Raw genomic sequence first — 24,925 nt, forward strand, 5'->3', positions numbered from 1 at the left:
GGGGGCTTGACCTCGGTCCGGGCACACTGGGCAAAAGCGGATGCACGGCTAGGAGGCCGGTGATGGCAGAGGAGATACCGCAGAACGACGGGCGTGGGCGGTCCGATGGCGACGCCTGGGACGAACTGGTCCTGGACGAGGCCTTCGTCCACGCCGCCGGGACCTCCGAGCCGTCCGCAAGAGCCCGGATGCTCGCCGCGCGCTGGCGGGCCGAGGAACCCGAGCCGCAGCCGTGGCGCTCCGACGAGCCGCCGGCGGGCTGGTTCTTCAGCAAGGCACGGCGCCGCAGGTGGCGCCGCCGGTAGCAAGGGCTCTCGCTGTCCGGGTACCGGTTAATTCAGTGGCGTCCAACTCGGCGGCGGGGCAGAGTGGTTGTGCCCCATCCGCCGGGAACGTCCCGGCGCCGCGATCCGGGAGAGGAGCCGGGCGATGTCCATGCACGGCAGTACGCCCAGCTCCCGGCAGGGCAGCCCGAGGCCGGCTCCGGTGTAGTTACCCCACCGTCGAGCCCCAGGGGCAGCCCGGGGCGGCCGCTTCGAGCACGTGAGCGCTTCGCTCGCGTGGGCCGCCTTCCCTGTGGCCCCCAGTTCCAGGGGGCATCCTGCGCTGGGGCGGGCGGGTGAGTCGCGCAACTCGGCGCCAAGAGGCGCCTCCCTCGGGTACCCCAGGGGGTAATTCAGCGCCCACCCGTACCGCCCCAGCGGCACGACTGCCAGCAGCGACGACGGCGCCAAGCAGCCGACGGCAGGCCCGACGGGGCGGCCCCGCAGCTACGCCAGCAGTCGCTCCAGTACCACCGCGATGCCGTCCTCCTCATTGGAGGCCGTGACCTCGTCAGAGACCACGCGGAGCTCCTCGTGGGCGTTGGCCATGGCTACGCCGTGGGCGGCCCAGGCGAACATCGGGATGTCGTTGGGCATGTCGCCGAAGGCGATCGTGTCGGCCGCCTTCAGACCCAGACGGCGAGCAGCCAGAGACAGTCCTGTCGCCTTGGAGAGGCCCAGCGGGAGGAGTTCCACGATGCCCTCGCCCGCCATGGCGACCGTGACGAAGCCGCCGGCCGCCTGTCGGGCCGCGTCCGCCAGCGCGTCGTCGGACAGCGTCGGATGCTGTATGTAGATCTTGTTCAGCGGAGCCGCCCAGAGGTCGGAGACCTCCGTCAACGGGGTGGCGGGGAGAGAACCGGTGACCGCGTAGCCCGGGCCCACCAGGACGTCGCCGTCGAGGCCGTCGCGGCTGGCCGCCAGGTACAGCGGGCCCACCTCGGCCTCGATCTTGGCCAGGGCCACGCCCGCCAGCTGCCGGTCCAGGGTGACCGAGGTCAGCAGGCGGTGCGTCCCCGCGTCGTAGACCTGCGCGCCCTGGCCGCAGACGGCGAGGCCGTCGTAGCCGAGGTCGTCCAGGATGTGCCGGGTCCACGGGACCGCGCGGCCGGTGACGACGATGTGGGCCGCGCCCGCCGCGGTGGCCGCGGCGAGCGCGTCACGGGTGCGCTGCGAGACCGACTCGTCGGAGCGCAGAAGCGTTCCGTCAAGATCGGTGGCGATCAGCCGGTACGGGAGGCCGGTCACTTGGCGACCGGCTCCAGGACCTCCCGGCCGCCCAGGTAGGGGCGCAGCACCTCGGGGACCCGGACCGAGCCGTCGGCCTGCTGGTGGTTCTCCAGGATCGCCACGATCGTGCGCGGTACGGCGCACAGCGTGCCGTTGAGCGTGGCGAGCGGCTTGACCTGCTTGCCGTCGCGGACGCGGATGGACAGGCGGCGGGACTGGAACTCGGTGCAGTCCGAGGTCGAGGTCAGCTCGCGGTACTTGCCCTGGGTCGGGATCCACGCCTCGCAGTCGTACTTGCGGGCGGCCGAGGAGCCGAGGTCACCACTGGCGACGTCGATGACGCGGAACGGCAGCTCCAGCGAGGTCAGCCACTGCTTCTCCCACTCCAGCAGGCGCTGGTGCTCGGCCTGGGAGTCCTCGGGCGCGACGTACGAGAACATCTCGACCTTGTCGAACTGGTGCACACGGAAGATGCCCCGGGTGTCCTTGCCGTGCGAGCCGGCCTCGCGGCGGAAGCAGGGCGAGAAGCCCGCGTAGCGCAGGGGGAGACGGTCGGCGTCGATGATCTCGTCCATGTGGTAGGCCGCCAGCGGCACCTCGGACGTGCCGACCAGGTACAGGTCGTCCTTGTCGAGGTGGTAGACGTCCTGGGCGGCCTGGCCGAGGAAGCCGGTGCCCGCCATGGACTGCGGGCGGACCAGCGCCGGGGTCAGCATGGGCGTGAAGCCGGCCGCGGTGGCCTGGGCGATCGCCGCGTTCACCAGGGCCAGCTCCAGCAGGGCGCCGACACCGGTGAGGAAGTAGAAGCGGGAGCCGGAGACCTTGGCACCGCGCTCGACGTCGATCGCGCCGAGGATCTGGCCCAGCTCCAGGTGGTCCTTGGGCTCGAAACCCTCGGCGCCGAAGTCACGGATGGTGCCGTGCGTCTCCAGCGTGACGAAGTCCTCCTCGCCACCGACGGGCACGTCGGGGTGGACGAGGTTGCCGAGCCGGAGCAGCAGCTCCTGGGTCTCGGCGTCGGCCGCGTCCCGCTCGGCGTCGGCGGCCTTGACGTCGGCCTTCAGCTGCTCGGCGCGCTTGAGCAGCTCGGCCTTCTCGTCGCCGGTGGCCTTGGGGATCAGCTTGCCGAGCTGCTTCTGCTCGGCACGCAGCTCGTCGAAGCGGACGCCGGAGGACCTGCGCCGCTCGTCGGCAGACAGGAGGGAGTCGACGAGCGCGACGTCCTCTCCACGGGCGCGCTGAGAGGCGCGCGCACGGTCGGGGTCCTCACGGAGCAGGCGAAGGTCAATCACGAGGCCAAGGCTACCGGTGCGGGCTTGCCGCTCACGAATCCCTATTCCATGGAGTTCTCATTTGCCACTGTTCGTACACTTACGTTCCGTTATGGGCAAAATGCGGAACGTATAAGAACAGCGTCAAGGGAAAGTGTCTCACTCCCTGGGACGGGGCAGGTCCCAGGCGTCTGATTGACTGGATTCCCTTGTGGAGAACGGGACTTCGCGACCCGGTTGTCCACAGAAATCCACACCCCTCGGAGAGTTATCCACAGGCTGTGTGGAAGGTCTGTGGATTTCGGAATTGATCACTCCGGAAGCTGTCACCGGACTGAGGAATTCCCAGGGCAAACCCGGGTCACACCCACTTTTGGGTGGAAAGTGGTCGCTCCAAAAGATGAATCAACGGAAACGAGTGGACGAAGGGTGAGGTGTGGAGCGGTGGCCGCCCGGGGGCCGCGAGAGGCGATTTGTCGACTGACTCACACACCCCTGTCGACTTGTCCCCAGGTCGAGAAGCGGACCTGTGGATAACTTCTGTGGATAACGATGATATGCAGGTATGACTGGCTAGAAACGGCCGTCCTGGCAGCGCGTCACCCAGTCCGCCGCCGCCATGAACTCCTCGTCCGACGTCCCCGGCGGCGTCGGACGGGCCTGGGCCGGTGTGATGTCCGCGCGCGGGTAGGAGCCGAGGAAGCGCACCTGGAGACAGATCCGCTTCAGCCCCATGAGTGCCTCGGCCATCCGCCGGTCGGAGATATGGCCCTCGGCGTCGATGCAGAAGCAGTAGTTGCCGATACCGGCGCCGGTCGGCCGGGACTGGAGCAGCATGAGGTTGATGCCGCGCGAGGCGAACTCGCCGAGCAGGTCGCGCAGCGCACCCGGGTGGTCGTCGCGCTGCCACAGCACCACCGAGGTCTTGTCGGCACCGGTCGGCGCGGCGGGCCGGGCCGGGCGGCCGACCAGCACGAACCGGGTCTGGGCGTTCTCGGCGTCGTGAATCCCGGTCTCCAGGGCCTCGAGGCCGTACCGGGCGGCGGCGAACTCGCCCGCGAAGGCGGCGTCGTAGCGGCCCTCCTGGACCAGGCGGGCGGCGTCCGCGTTGGAGGCGGCCGACTCCCAGACCGCGTCCGGGAGGTGCGTGCGCAGCCAGTTGCGCACCTGCGGCTGGGCCGCCGGGTGCGCGGAGACGGTCTTGATGTCCGTGAGCTTCGTGCCGGGCCGGACCAGCAGCGCGAAGGTGATCGACAGCAGGACCTCGCGGTAGATGGTCAGCGGCTCGCCCGCGACCAGCTCGTCCAGGGTGGTGGTGATGCCGCCCTCGACGGAGTTCTCGATCGGCACGAACGCTGCCTCGGCCTCGCCGGCCCGCACCGCGTCCAGTGCGGACTGCACCGACACGAACGGAACGAGTTCCCGGGTGGCGGCTTCCGGGAGTGTCCGCAGGGCGACTTCGGTGAAGGTGCCCTCGGGGCCGAGATACGCATAGCTCGCTGGCATGTCCCTCACCCTAATGGCCGCGCGCCGCCCGGGCTCAGGTGTCTCACGACAGCCACTCGACCGGGTGGTTTGTGTCCGGAATCCCCAGTAAATCCAGTCAACCCCGTAACCCCGGTCAACTCCGTAACGCCTGTTGAACCACGTAACCCTGGTAAACCCCGTAACTTCGTCGCACTCCGGGACCCCGTCACACCCGGGCTACCCCTCCAGTAGCCGCTGCCCCACGTACTCGCCCTTCGCCGCCCCGCCCGGCACCGCGAACAGACCGCTCGCCTCGTGCCGGATGAACTGCGAGAGCGCGTCGCCCCGGTCGAGCTTGCGCTGTACCGGTACGAAGCCGCGCAGCGGGTCCGCCTGCCAGCAGACGAAGAGCAGGCCGGCGTCGGGCGTGCCGTCCGCCTCGAAACCGTCGTGGTAGGAGAAGGGGCGCCGCAGCATGGCCGCGCCGCCGTTCTTGTCGGGCCGGGTGATCCGGGCGTGCGCGTTGAGCGGGACGACGTACTCGCCCTCGGCGTCGGTCTTCTCCAGATCCATCGGGGTCGTCTCGCCACCCCCGGACAGCGGTGCCCCGTTGGCCTTGCGGCGCCCGATGACCTGCTCCTGGGCGGACCCCGACAGCTTCTCCCAGTCGTCCAGGAGCATCCGGATACGGCGTACGACGGCGTAGGAGCCGTTCGCCATCCAGGCCGGCTCGCCCGAAGCGGGCACGAAGATCCGCCGGTCGAAGTCGGAGTCGGTGGGCTTCGGATTGCGGGTGCCGTCCAGCTGGCCCATGAGGTTGCGGGCGGTCATGGGGCGGGCGGTGGCGCCCGGGGTGCGGTTGAAGCCGTTCATCTGCCAGCGCAGCCGGGCCGCGCCGCCCGCGTCCTTCTGGATCGCGCGCAGGGCGTGGAAGGCGACCAGGGCGTCGTTCGCGCCGATCTGCACCCACAGATCGCCGTCGCTGCGCGCCTTGTCGAGGTGGTCGGAGGAGAAGTCCGGCAGCGGGTCCAGCGCGCTCGGCCGCTGCTTCTCCAGACCGGTTCTGCCGAAGAAGCCGTGCCCGAAGCCGAAGGTGATCGTCAGCGAGGAGGGCCCGGCGTCGCGGGCCACATCGGTGTCGTCGTGCGGCGCGGCCTCGCCCGACATCAGCCGCTCGGCCGTCGTCGACCAGCGGCGCAGCAGAGCCGCAGCCTCCTTGCGGCCCGCGCCCGCCGCCAGGTCGAAGGCGGCGAGATGGCCACGGGCCTGGAGGCCCTCAGTGATGCCGGGCTGATGTTTCCCGTGAAACATCACCCGGTCGGAGCCCACCGAGGTCAGCGGGGTGGCCGGGGCGGGCGCCGCGGCATAGCCCACGGCCCCGCCGGCCGCGCCGAGCACGAGCCCGGTGGCACCGGCGGTGCCGAGCAGCGCGCGCCGCGAGACGCCGAGGCCGCCGGTGGGATCGGGCTCCTGCGACACCTCGGCGGACATACGGGCCTGGGGGGTGGACTGGTCGGGCATGGTGTCGTTCAGCCGATCTGCGCGTTCTTGGAGACGGTCACCTGGTCGATGTCGGAGGTCCGCACGGTGACGGCGATCTTCCACTCGCCGGCCATGGGGATCTGCACTCCGCTCGCCGACCAGTGGCCGGTCGTGATGTGGTCGGGGGTCACGGGAAGCGGGCCGATCTTCTTCGCCTCGAGAGTGAAGGCGACCTTGATCTCGGGGATGTCGAAAGCCCGGCCGTTGGGTCGCTGGACGTATACGTGCATCTCGTTGCCGCCCACGCGCGCGGGGTCGAGGTCGATGCTGACGATGCCCTTGCCGTCGCTGCCGCCGGTGTCGAAGGGCATGTCCAGGGTCAGCGCGCCGTTCGAGGGCGCCGTGGCCGAGTTCGAGGACGAGCCGGCGGCCTTGGCCTCCAGCTCGGTGCGGCCCGGCTCGGTCTGGGTCAGCCAGGTGGTGACGGCGAGGAGCACGACCGCGACGCCCGCCTCGGCGAGCACCGTGCGGCGCAGCCCGAAGCGGTTCGCGTCACCGTCGCGCAGCCGTTTCTGCCGGGCGGTGTCCATCGCGGCCCGCTGCCGGGCGAGCTGCTCGGCGCGCCGGGGGTCTCCGCTGGTCTTGCCCTTGGCGGACTGCTTGGCCGCACCGGAGCCGGCGGACTGCTTGGCCGCCCCGGAGGCGACCCGTTCCCTCTCGGGCTGCTCGGTCGTGACGGCGGCCGTGTCGGCGAGCCGGCCCGTCCAGCGCCGGGAGACCGAGGCGATGCCGACCAGCAGCGCCACCAGCCCGATCTTGACCAGCAACAGCTGTCCGTACCGGGTGTCGGTGAACGCCGACCAGGAGCCCAGCTGGCGCCAGGACTGGTAGGTGCCGGTCGCGACGAGCGCGAGGACGGAGCCGAATGCCACGCGGGAGAAGCGGGTGACGGCGGCGGCCTCCACCGGTGTCTCGGCGGGTGCCCGGTACAGGGCGACGAGCAGGGCGGTGAGCCCGCCCAGCCAGGCGGCGACGGCGAGCAGATGGAGGACGTCGACGGGCATGGCGATGCCCGGCTGGAGCCCGACCGAGGCGTGCTCGGCCATGGCCCAGCTGGTGGCGAGCCCGGCCGCGACGACCACCCCGCCGATCGCGAGCCCGAAGGTCAGGTCGCGCTTGTCCTCGCCCTCTTCCCGTTTGGTGTAGGCGCCGAAGAGGACGGCGATGAACAGCGCGGCGGCGGCGAGCAGCAGCAGCCGGGAGACCAGGGCCGCGCCGGTCTTGGTCTGCAGCACCTGGCCGAGCAGCCCGAGGTCGAAGACATCGGCGACCTTGCCGGAGGTGGTGTACGAGCCGCGCAGGAGCAGCAGCCACAGGGTGGCCGCGGTGAGCGTGAGCCAGCCGCCGACGACGAGCCGCTGCAGGGCCCGTACACCGGCGCCGCGCTGCCAGCAGGCGAGTACGAAGGCGGCGCCGCCCGCGAGCACGATGAAGCCGGCGTACGACGCGTACCGCCCGAACGCGTAGAGCCCGCCCACGACTCCGCCGCCCGCGACCGGCCCGGTGCCGGAGACCACGGTCTGCGAGGGCGCCCCGATGGAGAAGGTGTAGGCGCCGGAGACGGGGTGGCTGTCGGCCGACACGACCTGGTAGGTGACCGTGTAGGTGCCCTTGCCCAGGCCGCTCTTGAGCCGCACGGCGTACGTCGTCCCGCTCACGTTGCCGGGTTTGCCGCTCTGCACCGGTTTGCCCCGTGGGTCGAGGACGCGCAGCGAGTCGTCGTTCATCGCCACCTTCTCGGAGAAGGTGAGCGACACCTGGCTGGGTGCCTGTTTGACCACCACCCCCTGCGTGGGGTCGCTGCCGGTCAGCGCCGCGTGCGCGGAGGCCGGTCCGGCGCCCGCCAGCAGTGCGCCGGTGACGGCGAGGAACAGCAGCACCAGGATGCGCAGGCTGCTCCGCTGCCGTGTGGGGGTGATGGTCCGCGTCACGGTGTCGGTCCCTCCCTCAGTGGCCGGTCGACGGGTTGTACGTGGCTGACTTCACCGGCATCTCGACGGTGAGGGGCCCGGATTCGGCGAAGGTGAGTCTCACGGTGACCGTCTGGCCCTGCTTCGGCTTGCGCTTCAGCTTCTCGAACATCAGATGGTTGCCACCGCTTTTGAACACCAGTTGACCGTGGGCGGGTATGGCGAAGGAGCTCTGCTCCTGCATGGCGCCGCCCATGGTGCTGTGCATGGTGACCTGGCCGGCGGCGTCGCTGCTCACCGAGGTCAGCTCGTCCTTGGTGCCGCCCTTGTTGGTGATGGTCAGGAAGCCGGCGGCCATGTCGGCGGAGACCGGCTGCGGTATGTACGACCCGCTCACCGAGAGCTCGGCCTTCGAGGAGCCGGAGCCGGACTTCGACCCCGAGTCCGAGCAGCCCGCGAGGGCCAGCGTGCCGGCGAGGGCGGCTGCGGTCAGGACGGTTCGGCGCCCTGGGGCTTGCCTCACGGGTTCGCTCCCTTGACGAGCTTGGGCAGGTCCCTGGTGTAGTCGTCGACCGAGGCGTCCTCGCCGTAGAGGACGTAACCGGCGTTCGTCTTCGGGGAGAAGGCGATGACCTGGGTGCCGTGGACGGAGACCAGCTTGCCGTTCTTGTCCTTCGTCGTCGGCTCCACGGAGATGCCGACCGAGCGGGCGCCGGCCTGGATGGTGGCGAAGTCGCCGGTCAGGCCGATGAACTGGGGGTCGATGCCCTTGAGCCACTTGCCCAGCTGGACCGGGGTGTCACGGCCGGGGTCGGTGGTGACGAACACGACGCGCAGGTCGTTCTGCTCGGCCTGGGGCAGCGCCTTCTTGGCGACGGCGATGTTGCTCATCGTCGTCGGGCAGATGTCGGGGCAGTGGGTGTAGCCGAAGTAGACGAGGGTCGGATGGCCCTTGGTCTCCTTGCGCAGGTCGTACTTCTTGCCGTGCGTGTCGGTGAGGACGAGGTCCGGCTTCTCGAAGGGCTGGTCGAGGACGGTGGCGGCCTTGCCCGAGCCGGACTCCTCCGAGACCACGGAGACCGGCGACTTGTCGTCGTTCCCACTGCCGCAGGCGGACAGGGTCAGGGTGGCGGCGGCGAGCAGCGCGGCCGCGGCGAACGTCTTCTTACGCATAGAAAAATGTCCCAGATGTGAGTAATCCGGCGCGCACCGGGGTCGTACGACGGCCACGACAGCGTCGCACGCGTCGTACCCCCCCCGTGCGCGGTACGGAACGGGCTCAGGCGGTCCGGCGACGGCCGGCGAGGACGCCGTAGGCGACGCCCGCGGCGCCGACGACGATGCCGACCACGCCGAGCACGCGCGCGGTGGTGTCGGTGTCATGGGAGCCGGAGTCCGTGGCGGCGGCAGCGTTCCCGGTCCGGTCGGCGGTGTCCTTGGCGTTCGCCGTGCCGTGGTGGCCGTCGGTCGCGGTGGACAGCTGCAGGACCGGCGCCGGGTTCTCCGGCTCGTCCTGGCCGGCCTGCGGCGCCTCGATCCAGCGCACGACCTCGTGGTCGGAGTAGGTCTGCAGCGCCTTGAACACGAGCTGATCGGTGTTCTCGGGCAGGGCACCGACGGAGAGCGGGAACTTCTGGAAGTAGCCGGGCTGGATGCCCTTGCCGTCGGCGGCGGTCCAGGTGACCTTGGTGACGGCCTCGTCGGTCTTCTCACCGTGCATGGTCAGCGGCTTGTCCAGCTTGGCCTTGGTGACCTGCACGTTCCAGCCGGGCACGGGCTCGGGCATGACCGAGGCGAGCGGGTGGTCGTTCGGGAGGGCGACCTCGACCTTGGTGGTCGAGGCATTGTCGCGCTCGTTGGGGACCTTGAAGTCGACGACCGCGTAGCCGCCCTTGGCCGCGGTGCCCTCCGGCTGCACGGTGACGTGCGCGAAGGCGGGGACGGACAGCGCGAGGACGGCCGTGCCCGCGACAGCGGTGGCGGCGGCGACGCGCGAGGCGAGACGAGAAGCCTGCATGGCAGGGGTACTCCACTCTGAGAGTTCCGGTGACGAAGAGAGGCGCGCGCGTGCCCTGCTGCTCTGCGCGTTCAGCGCACGCGTGCGTGCCGCGCGACCGCGGCGGCCTCTCCCATCGGTCTGCCGTGGAGTGGTGCGCGCGTCGCGTCAGGCGGCGAGAAGGAAGCGGGCGTCGGGCGGGCCGCGCCGGATCACCGTGTGCTGGAGGGCGCCGGTGCGCGGAGTGGGTGGCTCGTCCCCGGCGGTACGACGGCCGCGCGGGCCGGACCCCGCGGCGGGCAGCAACTCGGCGCACAGGGCGCACGTCAGCGCGAGCGCCGCGCGCAGCGATCGTACGAGCGCCCCCTCCGTGACTCCGTGCGCCGACAGCTCGATCAGCCGCATCAGGGCCAGGTCGCCGCGGCGCAGCAGCCAGCCGGCGGCGACTGCCGCGAGGATGTGGCCGAGCAGCATCGGCAGCGAGGGCAGCAGCGCGGTGGAGGAGCCGGTGACGTCGTATGCGTGGGGCAGGGCGCCCGGCACGGTCAAGGGCCGGCCGGAGCGGTCGATGAGGTGCGCGGCGAGCAGGACGTGGAAGGCACGCCCGGGGGTCAGGGCCCCGGGGCTCGATCCGCACAGGTACCGCGCGGCCTGCTCGACCAGCGCGGTGTCGCTGAGCGAGGAGCCCAGCGAGCCCGTGGAGCCGGCGGGGTTCATGGACCCCATCGCCCCCGTCGCCATCTGCCCGGAGACCATGGCGGCCCCGTGCTGGCCCAGCCCGAACAGCGTGTGCAGCGCGGTCTGGCCGAGCGCGAGGAGCGCGGCGATGCCGGGCAGCGAGCGGGCCCGCCCGGCGAGTGGCACCACGAGCAGCAGACAGCCGGCGAACCCCGCACCCAGCGTCCACAGCGGCACGCCCGCGCAGGAGGCGAGGGCGTGCCCGCACGCGGCCAGCGCGACACAGACCGCGGCGAACACCGCGGCCCGCAGGATCCGGAGCCCGGCTCCGGGGCGCGCTGTGCGCGGGTGGAGGGCAGTCATGGCGGGCCCATCATCGCACTGGGTTTACCGGCGCCCTACGGCAGGGCCGCGGGATCGCCCCTCATACACCGATTCCTCCGGCGGCGCATCGGCCGTATGGGCGGAGTCACGTCATCGGTGTGCTTACGGGCAGCTATGGGCGGCAATACGTATCGGTATGTCGAGCCGCGGCCAGGAGGCTGGAGCATGAGCATCTGGTGGTCACTCCATCTGCGTCGCGAGGCCGCGAGCGTGCCGCTCGCCCGACGGCTGCTGATCGGCACCATGGAGACGGCGGGCGTCGACCCCGAGATCTCCTACGACCTGTCCGTCGCCCTCACCGAGGCCTGCGCGAACGCCGTCGAGCACGGCGGGCGCACCCCGCACGGCGGCTTCTCGGGGGCGTACCGGGTCACGGCGTATCTCGACGGCGAGAAGTGCCGTATCGAAGTGGCCGATTCCGGACCGGGGTTCCCGCGCGCCCAGGAGATCCGCCCCGCACGCCCGGACGCCGAGCACGGCCGAGGACTCTGTCTCATCCAGGAACTCGCCGATCACGTCCAGATCGGCGCCAAGCCCGGCCGGAGCGGCACGGTGGTCAGCTTCGACAAGATCCTCAAGTGGAAGAAGGATCCTCCCCTGCTCATCGCTTGAGCGGTTCAGGCTTCCAGCACCTTCGCCAGCACCTCCAGCGCCTCCGGGTACGCCCGCTCGCGGGGTGTGCCGTAGCCGACGACCAGGCCCTGCGGGCGGCCGGGGCCGGGGGTGTGCCAGTGGTCGCCGAGGGTACCGAGGGCGAGGCCCTCCGCCTCCGCGCGGGCCAGCACCTCGGCCTCGTCGGGCACGTCGATCAGCGCGTGCAGCCCCGCCGCGATCCCGTGCACGCTCCGGCCGGCCCCCAGGCGGTCCAGCAGCTGGTCCCGGCGACGCCGGTAGCGCAGCCGGCATGCGCGCACATGCCGGTCGTAGGCGTGACTGTCGATCAGTTCGGCGAGCGCGAGCTGGCCGATGGTCTCGGTGTGGTGGTCGCTGTGCAGCTTGGCGTCGGCGACCGCGTCGACCAGCTGCGGCGGCAGCACCATCCAGCCGAGCCGCAGCGCCGGGCCGAGCGTCTTGGAGGCGGTGCCGAGGTACACCACCCGGCCGGGCGCCATGCCCTGCAACGCGCCCACCGGCTGGCGGTCGTAGCGGAACTCCCCGTCGTAGTCGTCCTCGACGATCAGTCCGCCACGCGCGCGTGCCCAGTCGCCGAGTGCCCGTCGCCGCTCCGGGTGCAGGGTCACACCGGTCGGGTACTGGTGCGCCGGGGTGACCACCACGGCGGCCGCCTCGCCCAGCCGCTCGGGTCGCACCCCGCGCGCGTCGACCGGCACCGGCAGGACCGTTCCGCCGTTGCGCCGCACGACCTCCCGGTGGAACGGCAGCCCGGGGTCCTCCATGGCGACGGTGGCGCCGTCCAGCACGCGCGTGAGCAGCGCCAGGCCCTGGACGTACCCGGAGGTGATGACGATCCGCTCCGGCGGCGCGAGCACCCCGCGCGCCCGGCCCAGATACCCGGAGAGCGCCGTGCGCAGCTCGATCCGGCCGCGCGGGTCGCCGTAGTCGTACGCCAGTGAGGGCGCCGTCGCGATGGCCCGGCGCAGCGCGCGCAGCCAGGCGGCCGCCGGGAAGGCACCGACGTCCGGGCTGCCGGGGCGCAGATCGAAACGCGGGGCACGCGTGCGTGTCGCCGTGCCGGGTTCCGCCGACTCGACGGCGGGTAGCTCGGCGACCCGGGTGCCCGAGCCCTGGCGCGCCGTCAGATATCCCTCGGCGACGAGCTGGTCGTAGGCGGCCTTGGCGGTGCCGCGCGAGATCCCGAGTTCGGCGGCGAGCCGCCGGGTGGCCGGCAGCCGCGTCCCGGGCGCGAGCCGCCCGTCCCGCACGGCATCCCGCAGGGACCGCTCCAGCCCGATACGACGGCCGTCCGCCGAGTCGGGTTCGAGATGCAGATCCACACCCACACCGGACCAGAAGTCGTTCACGAGAACCTTCCCCCTAGGCACGCGAATGGCCGGGCACCTCCCCGGTACCCGGCCATTCAAACGCAGATCAGCCCTTCAGCGACGCCATCCACGCCTCGACCTCGTCGGAGCGGCGCGGCAGCCCGGCCGAAAGGTTCCTGTTGCCGTCCTCGGTCACCAGGATGTCGTCCTCGATCCGCACACCGATCCCCCGGTACTCCTCCGGCACGGTCAGGTCGTCGGCCTGGAAGTACAGCCCCGGCTCGACGGTGAGGACCATGCCCGGCTCCAGCGTGCCGTCCACGTACGTCTCGGTCCGCGCGGCAGCGCAGTCGTGGACGTCCATGCCGAGCATGTGACCGGTGCCGTGCAGCGTCCAGCGGCGCTGCAGGCCCAGCTCCAGGACGCGCTCGACCGGGCCCTCGACCAGGCCCCACTCGACGAGCCTCGTGGCGAGCACATGCTGGGCGGCGTCGTGGAAGTCGCGGTACTTGGCGCCCGGCTGCACGGCCGCGATACCGGCCTCCTGGGCCTCGTACACCGCGTCGTAGATCTTCTTCTGGATCTCGCTGTACGTGCCGTTGACCGGCAGCGTGCGCGTGACGTCGGCGGTGTACAGCGTGTGGGTCTCCACGCCGGCGTCGAGCAGGAGCAGGTCGCCGGAGCGGACCGGGCCGTCGTTGCGCACCCAGTGCAGCGTGCAGGCGTGCGGGCCGGCGGCGCAGATGGAGCCGTAGCCGACGTCGTTGCCCTCCACGCGCGCGCGGAGGAAGAACGTGCCCTCGATGTAGCGCTCGCTCGTCGCCTCGGCCTTGTCGAGGACCTTCACGACGTCCTGGAAGCCGCGGACCGTCGAGTCGACGGCCTTCTGCAGCTCGCCGATCTCGAAGTCGTCCTTGACCAGCCGGGCCTCGGAGAGGAAGACGCGCAGCTCCTCGTCGCGCTCGGCGGTGACCTTGTCGGTCAGGGCGGCCTCGATGCCGGCGTCGTAGCCGCGGACCACACGCACCGGGCCGGTGGCCTCGCGGAGCTGGCCGGCGAGCTCGCGCACGTCGGCGGCCGGAATGCCGTAGAGCGCCTCGGACTCGGTGAGGGAGTGGCGGCGGCCCACCCACAGCTCGCCCTGGCCGGAGAGCCAGAACTCGCCGTTGTCGCGGTCGGAGCGGGGCAGGAGGTAGATCGTCGCCTCGTGGCCCTCGGCAGTGGGCTCCAGGACCAGGACGCCGTCCTCCGTCTGGTTGCCGGTGAGGTACGCGTACTCGACGGACGAGCGGAAGGCGTACTCGGTGTCGTTCGAGCGGGTCTTCAGGTTGCCCGCCGGGATCACCAGGCGCTCGCCCGGGAAGCGGGCGGAGAGCGCGGCGCGGCGGCGCGCGGTCTCGGCGGCCTGCGGGATCGGCTGCAGGTCACGCAGCTCCGTGTCGGCCCAGCCGGACTTCATGTTCTCGGCCAGCTCGTCGGAGACACCCGGGTACAGGCCGTTCTTCCGCTGCTTGATGGGCTCCTCGGACTCAGTTTCCGGGCCCGCTGCGGTAGCAGCTTCATCGGGCACGGCCGGGTTGAGTTCGTCGGCCACGTGATCCTCCTCGGTACGACGTGTGATCTCCCCCGGGCCCGCGACGCTCACGCTTGTGGCCGAGCGGGGGCCTCCATCATCGTACGGTCGTACGGTGGGTGGACCCGGGCCGGATGACCTGTTATGCCCGGTCATGCCGACACCCTGGGGCTTCGCTCAGTCGAAGCGGGCCGCCAGCAGCACCACGTCCTCCTCGCTGTCGGCCGTGTCCAGGCCGTTGGGCAGGACGGTGCGCAGGACGTGGTCGGCGACGGCGCCCGGGTCGTGGCGCAGCGCGCGCGGGATGCTCGCCGCGGCCGCGTGCAGGCGGGCGAAGGCGCGGTCCACGGGGTCGCCGGTACGGTGCAGCAGCCCGTCGGTGTAGAGCAGGACCGTCTCTCCGGACTCGGCCTGGAACTCCACGCTGGGCGCCTCCCAGCAGGCGAGCATGCCGAGCGGGGCGGAGACGGAGGTCTCGGCGAACTCGGTGCGCCGCTGGCCGATCAGCAGCGGCGGGCTGTGTCCGGCGCCGGCCAGGGTGACCTTGCGCAGGGCGGGCTCGCAGTAGGCGAACAGCGCGGTGGCCGAGCGGGCGGGCTCGGTCAGCCGCAGCAGCAGCTCCAGGTCGGACAGGACGGCGACCGGATCCTCGCCCTCCATCACGGCGTAGGCCCTGAGAGAGGCGCGCAGGCGGCCCATCGCGGCCACCGCGCTCGGGCCCGAGCCGGTGACCGAGCCGACGGACAGGCCGAGCGCGGCGTCCGGCAGCGGCAGTGCGTCGTACCAGTCGCCGCCGCCGCGCGGGCCGGTGCGGTGCCGGGCGGCGAGCTGCACGCCGGGCACGCGGGGCAGCCGGGTGGGCAGCAGTTCCTCGGTGATGGTCGCCACGCGCGCGCGGGTGCGTTCCACCTCCACCAGCCGGGCGAGGTGCTCGGTGGCGTGCCGGACGTAGAGGCCGGCGAGATGACGCTGCCGTTCGTGGGGCTCGGCCGGTTCGTCGTAGAGCCAGACGGCGGCGCCGAGACGGCCGGCGGTCCGGGAGGCGAGGGGCAGGGCGTAGCTGGCGGCGTAGCCGAGGCGGGCGGCCACCTCGCGGTGCCGGGGGTCGAGGCCGTCCTCGGCGAGCAGGTCGGGGTGGACGATCTCGGCGGTCGTGCCGGTGTCGTACGGCAGCGCGCCGCGCGGGACGGTCTCGATATGGCCGAGGTCGGCGCGGCCGAGGCCGAGGCCGAGGGTGGTACGGGGGCCGAGTCCGTCGCCGGGCTCCAGGGCGACGAGGCCGCGGCGGGCGCCGACGAGGGCGGCTCCGGCGCGCAGCAGCTCGTGCAGGGCGGGTTCCAGCGCGTCCGTGCGGGACAGGCGCTCGGTGAGTTCGTGGAGGGTCGTGAGGTCCGAGACCCAGCCGGCCAGCCGGTCCTGGAGGAGGGTGCCGGGTGCGGGGGTGTTCGGTGCCGGGACGGGAGCGGCGTCCGGGGAGGCGGTGGCGCCTGGGGTTTGGGGGGTGGGCGCGACAGTGTGTGCTGCCGTCGGAACCGTGGGATCGATTCCGGCCACTTTCGGAGGGTGCGGGGCGTTCATGGCGTCCGGCCTTCAGACCGGTGCGTATTGCTGAAAAGCATCGCAAACCCCCATGTCATTCTGCGCCGCTAGCAGTGTCTCCACATGTACACGCACTCGTGAGGGGATGTCCAGCATTGTCCTGCGGGGATTCCTGGTGTCCATGAGACGGACGAGGGTTTCTTTCGAACCCCTTGCCTTACTGCCAAGTTGGCTTAAAACTGCCTCGGGTATCGGTTCATTGCGGTCGACTGGCCTTGCTCCACGCAGCGTCACAGCGGTCGTGATGGGTACGTACTCGGAGAAGGCCAGGGGTGGTTGGGGGCCACCCGGAACCTGGCGACGGACCCGGGCGTCATAGCCACCGACGGCCGAGCCCCATCCTCCCTGGCGGAGGCGGAGAGAAACACGCGCGACGGCAAAAACGCCATACTTCGCCACCCCCGTGCCGCAACCGTGCTTTTGATAGACGCACTAAGGAACGCGGACACGGCTCAAATGCTCGACCCCTTGGGGTTCCCCCTGTCGTGTACAGGGGTGTGATGCGCCAACAGGTACGCACAGTGAAGTGATCGACACATGGTGTGATGTGGACCACGGTGTTGCCAGCGGTGCAACGGAAAGGAACGAGCGCTCATGCGCGAGATCCTCGGAAGGCGACGCAGGCTCCTGTCCAGGCGGAACGACGGGAGGCCTGAGCTGATCAGCGCGGCCCTGACCTTCGCGACCGAATGGCAGTGGCCGGTACTCCCGGGCGTGGCCCCGGACCCGCGGGGGCGGGCCCGCTGCGGCTGCCCCGACCCGGAGTGCACGGTGCCCGGCGCGCACCCCTTCGATCCGGGCCTGCTCGCGGCCACGACCGACGCGCGCATGGTGCGCTGGTGGTGGACCAACCGGCCGAGCGCGCCGATCGTCCTGGCCACCGGAGGCAAGGCGCCCTGCGCGGTCAGCCTGCCGGCACTCGCCGCCTCGCACGCCCTCGCCCTGCTCGACCGGCGCGGCATGCGGCTCGGCCCGGTGATCGCCTCTCCGAACCGCTGGGCCCTGCTCGTCAAGCCGTACTCGCTGCAGCAGTTGGGCGAACTGCTCTACGCCAAGGACTTCGTCCCCGGTTCCCTGCGCTTCCACGGCGAGGGCGGTTATGTCGCGCTGCCCCCGTCCGAGACCGGCCACGGCGCCCTCCGCTGGGAGCGGGCCCCGCTGCCCGGCTCGGCCGCGCCCTGGGTGCCCGATGTGGAGGCCGTGGTGGACGCCGTGGTCGACGCCCTCACTCGTACGGGTGTGAGCGCACCCGAGTTCTAGGCATCTCGGCGCGGGCGCCGGGGGCGAGCCCCGCTCGCTCGTTATCTTCCGCACATGCTGCGAATTTATGGGGGTTCTGGGGGTTCTGGGGGTTCGGGGGGACAGGGGAACGGGCCGTCCGGGAGGCACGGCCGTAGATCGCCACGGCACGGGGCACGGCCGGCGGAGGCGCACCGGTCGGATTCCCGGACGTGGTGGCTGCTCGCGCTGATCGGCGTCGTGGTGGCGGCGGTCGTGCTGCCGCTGGCCGTGGCGTCCGCGGGGCAGGTGGGCGAGGCGGCCCGGCACGCGATGGCGGAGCGGCCGCGGGACGCCGCGGGGGACTCGGGGCACAAGCACGCCTCCGGGAGCGGCAAGGGCTCCGGGCGGGACCGTGCCGCCGGCTCGCGCGACGACGCGGCGGCCGGTGATGCCGCCGTAGCCGAGGACGCCGGCGGGGGCGGCGACGCCAAGATGCCCGATGCCGGCCGGACACCGGGGCTGCTCGGGCTCGGCCTGGCCACCGCCGCGCGGTGCGGCCCCCAGCTGACCTCGGCCGACGGCCTGGAGGCACAGACCTGTGTGCTGACCCAGGGCGCGGACACCTGGGCCCGCACCTACTACCGCAACGCCACCGGCAAGGCGCTGGACTCCGTGCTGAGCCTGATGGGCCCCGGCGGCCGCAGTGTGCAGATGCACTGCGTCACGGGCACCGACAACGAGCCCGCCACCTGTGAGACTCCCCGTCAGCACACCAAGGGCGGACCGGACGGCTACACGGCCGTCGACGAGTTCGCCACACGCGGGGTCGACGGCGCGCTCCTGCTGCGCTCGGGCAGTGACGCGGCGAACGTGACCAACAACGGTCGGCCCACGGGCGGGAGTTGACACTCCACGACGGTATGTACACCGTACGCGGACATGGAAAGACCCGGTTGCTGGCGACGGGGGATGCACCAGCAACCGGGCTAATGGAACGGTAACAAGAGATCGGCGGTTCGCAAATTCCGTCTGGGGCATTCGGCCACCGATTTCCCTGTCGCCAGGGGGAGTTGTGACAGGAGTCACCTGATTCGCGGGCGCGGCCCCCGGCTCACCGACCGTTCAGTCGTGGCCCGCGCCCGTGAACGCGTCAGCTGAGCGTGACCTGTCGGTTGGTCAGTCCGCCGCGCGCCCGGCGCTCCTCCGGCGTGAGCGGCTCGGTGGCGGCGAGGGCGGCGGCGAGGCGCTCGGCGAACTCGGTGGCCGGCTTCTCCACATCGTCCGCGGTGACCCCGCTCGGCAGGTCCCAGACCGGCACCGTGAGGCCGTGAGCACGGAAGGAGCCCACGAGCCGGGTGCCCTCGCCCAGGTTGGAGCGGCCCGCCGCGTGCAGCCGTGCGAGAGCGTCCAGAAGCTGCTCCTCCGGATGCGGCATGACCCAGCGCAGGTGGTTCTTCTCCGGCGTCTCGCACCAGTACGCCGCGTCCACGCCCGTCAGCTTGGCCGTCGGGATGGCGGCCGCGTTCGCCCGCTCCAGGGACGCGGTCACCTCCGGCGTGGCGTTCTCCGCGTCGGGCACCCAGAACTCGAAGCCGCTCTGCACGACCGGCTCGAACGGCGCCTGGAGGTCCAGCACGTCCTGCAGCCGCGGGCCCTCGGCCGGGGCGCGGCGGCCCTGCACCGGGGTGCCGGGCTCGGCGTGGAGCGCGCGCAGGAGGGTGTCGGCGAGGTCGCGGCTGAGGTCGCCGGACGCCGTGTCGTTCTGCAGGCCGATCAGGACCGAGCCGTCGTCGCGGCGCAGCGCGGGCCAGGCCATCGGCAGCACCGTGGCGAGCGTGACCGAGGGAACGTCCTCGGGCAGCCCGTCCTTGAGGGTCAGCTCGACCGTCGCGGCCGGAACCAGCTCGCGCAGCGCCACCCAGTCGCCCTCGCCGGGCAGCCCCTCGAAGGGGCGGTGCACCAGCTCGGTCACCGCGTGTGCCGCGGCCCGGCCGTGGCACGCCTTGTAGCGCCGGCCGCTGCCGCAGGGGCAGGGCTCACGGGCGCCGACGACCGGGATCTCGCCGTCGATCAGCTTCGGCTGCTCGGCCTTCGTCTGGGGTCGCTTCTTGGCCATCGTGGGGTCTCCCGGTTACGGCGCTTCTCGTACGGGCGGGAGCCTAGCCGTTCAGGCCGTGACCGGCGGGAACCTGTGGACAACGCACGCCAGCACGGCGCCAGAGGTGTGAACCTGTGGGCCAATTCCCCTCGGACCAGACCGTCTCGGCTCGGGCCGTCCCGGCTCAAGTCGTCCCGGCCCGGGTCGGCTCAGGCCAGGTCGTCGAACGCGTCCGCGAAGTCGAGGCCGGCCATGTCCGCGAGGACGGGGGCGGTGACGCGCGTAGCGAAACCGTCCTGGCGGCACCCTGCATCGGGATCGTGCACGTCCTCGTGGACCACCACCCAGACCGTCACCTCACCGCGGACGCCGTCCCGGACGCCCCAGTCGTCGGCGAGAGCCGTGATGATGTTGAGCCCCCGGCCGCCGTGCGCGGTCACCGACGGGGTGGCCGGCGCCGGGCGGGTCGGACCGCCGCCGTCCGTCACCTCGACGATGAGCCGGCCCCGTGCGTCCACCCGCCATGCGGCACGCACGTCACCGTCGCCGGCCAGCGCGTCGCCCAGGGGCCGCCCGTGTTTGCAGGCATTGCTCAACAGTTCGGAAAGGATCAGTACGGCATCGTCGATGACCGATTCGGACACCCCGCCGCTGCGCAGCTGCGAACGCATCCGGTGCCTCGCCTTCCCCACGCCCGCAGGGCCATGGGGTACGGCCATGCTCGACGACGTGGGCACCTCCTGTGCCACCACCAACGCCACCCCCGAGACCTCCTTTGCCCCACGCCACGGTGTGGATGCCCCATTGGCCTGTACCGGAAACCGGCCAATCCCCTTCCGGTGATGCATTCGCAATGGCCCTGTACGGAGCGGACGCGCCGGAGCACTCCCTGTGACGAAGGCCTTTCCTCTGGTCGTCGTATGGCTGGATTTCATTGGTGTGGCCGAGAGTGGAGAATTCAGCAGCCGCACAGCAGGGTCAAGGGATGCGCCCGGCTCCTTACCGGCCTCTTGAGGTCACCTGCGTCCCAGCTGTCGCAGTACCGCGCGCGGGCGGTTGGTGATGATGGCGTCGATGCCCAGTTCCACACAGAGATCGACGTCCTCGGGCTCGTTCACGGTCCAGACGTGGACCTGGTGACCGGCGCGTTTCAGCCGCTCCACATAGGCGGGGTGGTTGCGCACGATACGGATCGAGGGCCCCGCGATCCGCACGCCCGCGGGCAGTCGCCCGTCGCGCAGTCGCGGAGTGAGGAACTGCACCAGATAGACCGTCGGCAGCGTCGGCGAGGCGGCACGCACGCGATGCAGCGAACGCGCCGAGAAACTCATGATCCGGACCGGGGACTCGGCGGCCGAGGCCGGCGCGTCCAGGCCGAACCGCTTCAGAAGCTCCAGCAGTCGCTCCTCGACCTGGCCGGCCCAGCGCGTGGGGTGCTTGGTCTCGATGGCCAGTTCGACCCGCCGCCCGGCGTCCGAGACCAGCTCCAGCAGTCGCTCCAGGGTGAGCACGGAGGTGTCCGCGGCGTCCTCCGGCCGGTGCACCCAGTCGGGCTCCTCGTCCCGGCCGCGCCAGGCCTCGCGCGTCTTCCAGGAGCCGAAGTCGAGGGCGGCGAGATCGGCCAGCTCCAGTGCGGAGACGGCGCCGCGGCCGTTGGAGGTACGGTTCACCCGGCGGTCGTGGACACAGACCAGATGGCCGTCGGCGGTCAGTCGTACGTCACACTCGAGGGCGTCGGCGCCGTCCTCGAGAGCCTTCTTGTAAGCGGCCAGAGTGTGCTCGGGCGCGTCTTCGGAGGCGCCTCGGTGGGCGACGACCTGGATGGAGCGCTGTGGTGCGTGGGTCACCGCGTCATGGTGCCACCGTCGTGGGGTACGCGCGGCGGCGAGGATGCGTCTGTGCGGCGAACGACGGTATCCACCTTGCTCGTTTATATAACTTTTGCCGCAAAGGTCCTATGTAAAGAGAGTCCCCGGACCCACAGCGACCGCTTATGGTGCTCTGACGGCCCGTGGGAAAAGCTGACTGCATACAACAGCCGTGGATCGAGGAGAAGAGCTGTGAGCACCGAGAACGAGGGCAACGAGGTACCCCCGGCCCCGTCCGCACCTCCCGTGCCGGTGGCCTCTTCCGCCTCCCCGCAGGGCCCGGCTCCCGAGGGGAACGCGCCGACGGCTCCCCTTCCGCCGGTCCCCCAGGACGCTCCGGCCCCCGCCGGAGCCCAGCCCACCACCCCGCACGCGCCCGTCCCGCACGCCTCCGGCCCGGCCCCTGACGGCTCCTGGCCGCCCCCGCCGCCGGCCACCCCGCCGTACGGCGAGGGCGCGTCCTACGGCGACGGTGGTGCGGGTGCCGCCGGCGGCTTCGGCGGCGCGGCCGGTGCGGGTGGCGCCGGCGGCTGGGGAGCGTCGTACCAGCAGCCCGCCCCCAAGCCGCGCGGCGGACGCGGCGGGCTCGTCGCCGCGGTCCTGGTGGCCGCGCTGGTCGCGGGCGGCCTGGGCGGCGGCCTCGGCTACACCCTGGCCAAGAACCATGACGACAGTGGCTCCACCACTGTCTCCGCCTCCGACAACGGCGCCTCGCAGGTCAAGCGCGCGCCGGGCACGATCGCCAATGTGGCCGCCAGGGCGCTGCCCAGCACGGTCACCATCGAGGCCGAGGGCAGCAGCGGCAACGGTGGCACCGGCACGGGTTTCGTCTTCGACACCCAGGGCCACATCATCACCAACAACCACGTGGTGGCGGACGCGCTCAACGGCGGCAAGCTGACGGCGACGTTCCCGAACGGCCGGAAGTTCGAGGCCGAGGTCGTCGGCCACGCGCAGGGCTACGACGTCGCCGTCGTCAAGCTCAAGAACCCTCCGTCCGACCTCAAGCCGCTCGCCCTCGGCGACAGCGACAAGGTGGCCGTGGGCGACGAGGCGATCGCCATCGGTGCTCCCTTCGGCCTGTCCAACACGGTGACGACCGGCATCATCAGCGCCAAGAACCGTCCGGTGGCCTCCAGCGACGGCAGCTCCAGCAGCAAGGCGTCGTACATGAGCGCGCTGCAGACCGACGCGTCGATCAACCCGGGCAACTCCGGCGGCCCGCTGCTGGACGGCTCCGGGGCGGTCATCGGCATCAACTCGGCGATCCAGTCGAGCAGCAGTGGCGGCTTCGGCAGCTCCGGCCAGTCCGGCTCGATCGGCCTGGGCTTCGCCATCCCGATCGACCAGGCCAAGTACGTCGCCCAGCAGCTGATCAAGACCGGCAAGCCGGTGTACGCCAAGATCGGCGCCTCCGTCTCGCTGGAGGACTCCACCGGCGGCGCGAAGATCACCGACCAGGGCGCGGCCGGCTCCGCCGCGGTCGAGTCCGGCGGCCCGGCCGACAAGGCGGGCCTCAAGCCCGGTGACGTGATCACCAAGCTGGACGACATGGTCATCGACAGCGGCCCGACCCTGATCGGCGAGATCTGGACCCACAAGCCCGGCGACAAGGTCACGGTCACCTACAAGCGAGGCGGCCAGGACCACACAGCCACCCTGACCCTGGCCTCCCGAGTGGGCGACAACTGACCCCTCGGCGAACGGCACGCACGCGTAGGGGCGCCTCTCCAGGAGGGGCGCCCCTCGCTCATGCCGACGGCCACAGGCGTCCGCCCTACGTGCTGCGGATGCCCACCCCCAGGTCCGGAAGCGGCTCCGGAGGCTCCCGTAGGGACCGCGCCGCCCGTCGGACGTTCGATCCCGGTACGCTGTACCCGCTCCGTCCCAGGTGGGCGGGAGCGAGGTGGGTTGCCCGAGCGGCCTAAGGGAACGGTCTTGAAAACCGTCGTGGCGTAAGTCACCGTGGGTTCAAATCCCACACCCACCGCGGACGTTGGGAAGGGGCGCCTCCGAAAGGGGCGTCCCTTTCGCGTGCCGGGCCGGGTTTTCGTCGGTCACGGCCGGTGTCCCGTCATCCGTGCCGCCGAGGCGATCGTGGCCCGGGCCTCGTGTTCCGACAGGCCGGTGCCCCGGGCCGCCTCGGTCAGGGGGTCGACCAGGGCGGGGCCGATGCCGTTCTCGTAGGCGCGACAGGCCGCCCAGAACAGCCGGGTGTTGCGCTGCCCCTCGTGCGCGGAGAGGACGAACTGGACGAGGCCGCGGCCGTGATCACCCGGAGCCGACGAGGCACGCGGGGCCGGCTCCGGGGCTCGGGGCGGAGGCACCAGCAGGCGCAGCAGGGAGGGCGGGCAGGGCGCGGGGGTCAGGTGGGCGGTGCCGGGGGCGGTCGTGTAGACGCCGTGCTCGGTGCGGGAGCCGGGGCCCACCAGGTAGCCGCCGGCGCCACGGATGTCGATCCCGGGGGCGAGCCGGCCGGCGGAGTTCGGTACGACGACGTCCGGTGGGCCGGTGAGCCACAGATGACGCCCGCCGCTCGGTGTGCGGACGACGACCGTCTCCGGAATCGTGAACAGGTGGCGCAGGGCCAGTTCGCGCAGCGCGGTCGAGGAGTCGGTGCCGCACTTGGTGTCCAGGTCGACGCCGATCAGACGGTACGGCGGCAGCCCGCACGCGATGCCGTAGCCGGTGGCCCAGGGCGCGGCGGCGAACAGCTCGCGGATCCGGACCGGGTCGGTCGCGGCGTCGTACACACCGTGACCGAAGCGGCCGCACTCGCCGTGGCAGCGCGGTCCGGCCGGGTCGGAGTCGTCGCGGTGGGGGGAGCGCAGGGCCGGGAGTTTCGTCCGGGACAGGGGGATGACGGCCAGGCCGCGTTCGGCGGCTGACAGGGCGTGTGCGAGGGCCAGCGTCGTGGCCTGCCGGTCGGGGGTGGCCATGACTCCATGTTCGTACGTACGTTCGAAAAAAGAAAGAGGGGGTCGCGACGGCTCGCCGCGCGCCGGGAAAACGGCCGGATGTGAGGCGGAACGATTCACCTCTTGTGCCGCTTGATGAGTCAAAGGGCTTCCTGATCCCTCCTGAGATGACAGAGGGCAAAAGATGGCGATAGAGGTTTATCGACTTGTCATCACGCTTGCGTGCTAATCGCCGCTTCCGGGGTGGTTCGCCGGGGATTCGGTGGGCAGCTCTGATCTCGCGACGTCGCCCACAAAGTCAGAGCGGTCGGCCAACTGCCCTGACGCAAGCCGTACTTCACGTAGTTCCGGCCCTAGGGCCGCCGAGTTCTTGGTTCTGGAGGAACAACATGGCAAGCATCCGTACCGCCCGCGTACTCGCCGCCGTCGCCGCTCTCCCGCTCGCAGCCGCGCTCTTCAGTGGCGTGGCGGCCGCCGACAACGGCTCCTTCGCGGGCAACGGATCGAGCGCCAACACCGGTGTGGCGGGCGTCATCGGCAGCGGAGTCGGCCACAACAACTTCGGCAACTCGTCCACCACGCAGCAGAACGCGGTCGGCAACGGTGCCTCAAGCCAGAGCAACGCCGCCCAGGCCAACAACTCCGCGTTCGCACCCATTCAGCAGGGCAGCGAGAACGTGGCCATCGACTTCACCCACCTGTGGTGACCCTCGGACGAGGCGCCTCTTGGTGAGGGTCCTCGTGGGGAGTGCTCAGGGGTCGTAACACGTCTGCGCGGCGGTACTTCGGTGCCGCCGCGCAGACGTTTTCGCTGCGCCCGCTCCGTGGCGGTGGACCCCGGTGGCGGTGGCCGACCTTGACACCCACCGGTATCTGACGGACAGTCAGAAACCGTCCTGTCAGG

General features: G+C 71.5%; 22 protein-coding genes and 1 tRNA gene. 7 read left to right on the plus strand and 16 right to left on the minus strand.

Going from position 1 to position 24,925, the window contains the following annotated elements:
* Positions 1-62 precede the first annotated feature (62 nt).
* Entirely contained in the window at positions 63-305 is a 243-nt protein-coding gene (locus tag AV521_RS20430) for a hypothetical protein (RefSeq protein WP_076089916.1), read from the plus strand.
* A 465-nt stretch (positions 306-770) separates the two neighbouring features.
* On the opposite strand, the gene AV521_RS20435 is transcribed toward AV521_RS20430, so the two are convergent.
* The 9 genes from AV521_RS20435 to AV521_RS20475 form a co-directional block, all read right to left on the minus strand.
* The gene (locus AV521_RS20435; RefSeq protein WP_076089917.1) at positions 771-1,571 is read right to left on the minus strand and encodes an HAD family hydrolase; all 801 of its coding nucleotides are present in this window, start codon (positions 1,569-1,571) and stop codon (positions 771-773) included.
* The gene (serS, locus tag AV521_RS20440) at positions 1,568-2,845 is read right to left on the minus strand and encodes a serine--tRNA ligase (protein ID WP_076089918.1); all 1,278 of its coding nucleotides are present in this window, start codon (positions 2,843-2,845) and stop codon (positions 1,568-1,570) included. The genes AV521_RS20435 and serS overlap by 4 nt, the downstream gene beginning before the upstream one ends.
* 552 nt (positions 2,846-3,397) lie before the next feature.
* Complete coding sequence (gene pheA / locus AV521_RS20445) at positions 3,398-4,330, minus strand: prephenate dehydratase (RefSeq protein WP_076089919.1); 933 nt, start codon at positions 4,328-4,330, stop codon at positions 3,398-3,400.
* Between the two features lie 198 nt (positions 4,331-4,528).
* Entirely contained in the window at positions 4,529-5,812 is a 1,284-nt protein-coding gene (gene efeB, locus AV521_RS20450; protein ID WP_076089920.1) for an iron uptake transporter deferrochelatase/peroxidase subunit, read from the minus strand.
* An 8-nt stretch (positions 5,813-5,820) separates the two neighbouring features.
* Complete coding sequence (locus tag AV521_RS20455; RefSeq protein WP_076089921.1) at positions 5,821-7,764, minus strand: copper resistance protein CopC; 1,944 nt, start codon at positions 7,762-7,764, stop codon at positions 5,821-5,823.
* A 16-nt stretch (positions 7,765-7,780) separates the two neighbouring features.
* Positions 7,781-8,266: a copper chaperone PCu(A)C gene (locus AV521_RS20460; protein ID WP_076089922.1), complete on the minus strand. Its 486-nt coding sequence runs from the start codon at positions 8,264-8,266 to the stop codon at positions 7,781-7,783.
* Positions 8,263-8,916 (minus strand): SCO family protein, encoded by a 654-nt coding sequence (locus AV521_RS20465; RefSeq protein WP_076089923.1) that lies wholly within the window; start codon positions 8,914-8,916, stop codon positions 8,263-8,265. Before AV521_RS20465 ends, AV521_RS20460 begins: the two co-directional genes overlap by 4 nt.
* 106 nt (positions 8,917-9,022) lie before the next feature.
* Positions 9,023-9,760, minus strand: a complete 738-nt coding sequence (locus tag AV521_RS20470; protein ID WP_076089924.1) for a YcnI family protein — start codon at positions 9,758-9,760, stop codon at positions 9,023-9,025.
* A 147-nt stretch (positions 9,761-9,907) separates the two neighbouring features.
* Positions 9,908-10,780 carry a hypothetical protein gene (locus tag AV521_RS20475; RefSeq protein ID WP_076089925.1) on the minus strand — a complete coding sequence of 291 codons (873 nt, stop codon included), beginning with the start codon at positions 10,778-10,780 and terminating at the stop codon, positions 9,908-9,910.
* A gap of 186 nt (positions 10,781-10,966) precedes the next feature.
* Here AV521_RS20475 and AV521_RS20480 point away from each other — a divergent pair, with 186 nt between their 5' ends.
* Positions 10,967-11,413 carry an ATP-binding protein gene (locus AV521_RS20480; protein WP_076089926.1) on the plus strand — a complete coding sequence of 149 codons (447 nt, stop codon included), beginning with the start codon at positions 10,967-10,969 and terminating at the stop codon, positions 11,411-11,413.
* A 5-nt stretch (positions 11,414-11,418) separates the two neighbouring features.
* Here the strand turns inward: AV521_RS20480 and AV521_RS20485 are convergent, their stop codons facing one another.
* The 3 genes from AV521_RS20485 to AV521_RS20495 form a co-directional block, all read right to left on the minus strand.
* Positions 11,419-12,783: a PLP-dependent aminotransferase family protein gene (locus AV521_RS20485; protein ID WP_076089927.1), complete on the minus strand. Its 1,365-nt coding sequence runs from the start codon at positions 12,781-12,783 to the stop codon at positions 11,419-11,421.
* Between the two features lie 67 nt (positions 12,784-12,850).
* Complete coding sequence (locus tag AV521_RS20490; RefSeq protein WP_076089928.1) at positions 12,851-14,338, minus strand: aminopeptidase P family protein; 1,488 nt, start codon at positions 14,336-14,338, stop codon at positions 12,851-12,853.
* Positions 14,339-14,494: 156 nt separating this feature from the next.
* Complete coding sequence (locus AV521_RS20495) at positions 14,495-15,895, minus strand: PP2C family protein-serine/threonine phosphatase (protein ID WP_076089929.1); 1,401 nt, start codon at positions 15,893-15,895, stop codon at positions 14,495-14,497.
* A gap of 615 nt (positions 15,896-16,510) precedes the next feature.
* On the opposite strand from AV521_RS20495, the gene AV521_RS20500 reads away from it, so the two are divergent.
* Both AV521_RS20500 and AV521_RS20505 read left to right on the plus strand, forming a co-directional pair.
* Entirely contained in the window at positions 16,511-17,176 is a 666-nt protein-coding gene (locus AV521_RS20500) for a bifunctional DNA primase/polymerase (RefSeq protein WP_076089930.1), read from the plus strand.
* A gap of 219 nt (positions 17,177-17,395) precedes the next feature.
* Positions 17,396-18,043 (plus strand): hypothetical protein, encoded by a 648-nt coding sequence (locus AV521_RS20505; protein ID WP_256725635.1) that lies wholly within the window; start codon positions 17,396-17,398, stop codon positions 18,041-18,043.
* 244 nt (positions 18,044-18,287) lie between these two features.
* On the opposite strand, the gene AV521_RS20510 is transcribed toward AV521_RS20505, so the two are convergent.
* The 3 genes from AV521_RS20510 to AV521_RS20520 all read right to left on the minus strand — a co-directional run bounded on the left by AV521_RS20510 (position 18,288) and on the right by AV521_RS20520 (position 21,082).
* A complete protein-coding gene (locus AV521_RS20510) occupies positions 18,288-19,253 on the minus strand; it encodes a DUF5926 family protein (RefSeq protein WP_076089931.1) in 966 nt (321 codons plus the stop codon).
* A 191-nt stretch (positions 19,254-19,444) separates the two neighbouring features.
* Entirely contained in the window at positions 19,445-20,083 is a 639-nt protein-coding gene (locus AV521_RS20515) for an ATP-binding protein (RefSeq protein WP_076089932.1), read from the minus strand.
* Between the two features lie 168 nt (positions 20,084-20,251).
* Positions 20,252-21,082 (minus strand): glycerophosphodiester phosphodiesterase, encoded by an 831-nt coding sequence (locus AV521_RS20520; protein WP_076089933.1) that lies wholly within the window; start codon positions 21,080-21,082, stop codon positions 20,252-20,254.
* Between the two features lie 213 nt (positions 21,083-21,295).
* Here AV521_RS20520 and AV521_RS20525 point away from each other — a divergent pair, with 213 nt between their 5' ends.
* Together AV521_RS20525 and AV521_RS20530 are read left to right on the plus strand one after the other, a co-directional pair.
* Entirely contained in the window at positions 21,296-22,795 is a 1,500-nt protein-coding gene (locus tag AV521_RS20525) for a S1C family serine protease (RefSeq protein WP_076089934.1), read from the plus strand.
* Positions 22,796-23,008: 213 nt separating this feature from the next.
* Positions 23,009-23,093: transfer RNA gene (locus AV521_RS20530), tRNA-Ser, on the plus strand.
* A 67-nt stretch (positions 23,094-23,160) separates the two neighbouring features.
* Here AV521_RS20530 and AV521_RS20535 read toward each other — a convergent pair.
* Positions 23,161-24,042 carry a bifunctional DNA primase/polymerase gene (locus tag AV521_RS20535; RefSeq protein WP_076089935.1) on the minus strand — a complete coding sequence of 294 codons (882 nt, stop codon included), beginning with the start codon at positions 24,040-24,042 and terminating at the stop codon, positions 23,161-23,163.
* A gap of 368 nt (positions 24,043-24,410) precedes the next feature.
* Between AV521_RS20535 and AV521_RS20540 the strand changes: the two genes are divergently transcribed.
* Positions 24,411-24,728: a hypothetical protein gene (locus AV521_RS20540; RefSeq protein WP_076089936.1), complete on the plus strand. Its 318-nt coding sequence runs from the start codon at positions 24,411-24,413 to the stop codon at positions 24,726-24,728.
* Positions 24,729-24,925: the final 197 nt, after the last annotated feature.

Source organism: Streptomyces sp. IMTB 2501, from assembly GCF_001953885.1.
GTDB lineage: Bacteria > Actinomycetota > Actinomycetes > Streptomycetales > Streptomycetaceae > Streptomyces.

Bases quoted from the DNA above. Each gene is read 5' to 3' on its own strand.
- AV521_RS20430 (WP_076089916.1), top strand. From the start codon at position 63: ATGGCAGAGGAGATACCGCAGAACGACGGGCGTGGGCGGTCCGATGGC.
- pheA (WP_076089919.1), bottom strand. From the start codon at position 4,330: ATGCCAGCGAGCTATGCGTATCTCGGCCCCGAGGGCACCTTCACCGAA.
- efeB (WP_076089920.1), bottom strand. From the start codon at position 5,812: ATGCCCGACCAGTCCACCCCCCAGGCCCGTATGTCCGCCGAGGTGTCG.
- AV521_RS20465 (WP_076089923.1), bottom strand. From the start codon at position 8,916: ATGCGTAAGAAGACGTTCGCCGCGGCCGCGCTGCTCGCCGCCGCCACC.
- AV521_RS20470 (WP_076089924.1), bottom strand. From the start codon at position 9,760: ATGCAGGCTTCTCGTCTCGCCTCGCGCGTCGCCGCCGCCACCGCTGTC.
- AV521_RS20475 (WP_076089925.1), bottom strand. From the start codon at position 10,780: ATGACTGCCCTCCACCCGCGCACAGCGCGCCCCGGAGCCGGGCTCCGG.
- AV521_RS20480 (WP_076089926.1), top strand. From the start codon at position 10,967: ATGAGCATCTGGTGGTCACTCCATCTGCGTCGCGAGGCCGCGAGCGTG.
- AV521_RS20495 (WP_076089929.1), bottom strand. From the start codon at position 15,895: ATGAACGCCCCGCACCCTCCGAAAGTGGCCGGAATCGATCCCACGGTT.
- AV521_RS20500 (WP_076089930.1), top strand. From the start codon at position 16,511: ATGCGCGAGATCCTCGGAAGGCGACGCAGGCTCCTGTCCAGGCGGAAC.
- AV521_RS20510 (WP_076089931.1), bottom strand. From the start codon at position 19,253: ATGGCCAAGAAGCGACCCCAGACGAAGGCCGAGCAGCCGAAGCTGATC.
- AV521_RS20515 (WP_076089932.1), bottom strand. From the start codon at position 20,083: ATGCATCACCGGAAGGGGATTGGCCGGTTTCCGGTACAGGCCAATGGG.
- AV521_RS20535 (WP_076089935.1), bottom strand. From the start codon at position 24,042: ATGGCCACCCCCGACCGGCAGGCCACGACGCTGGCCCTCGCACACGCC.
- AV521_RS20540 (WP_076089936.1), top strand. From the start codon at position 24,411: ATGGCAAGCATCCGTACCGCCCGCGTACTCGCCGCCGTCGCCGCTCTC.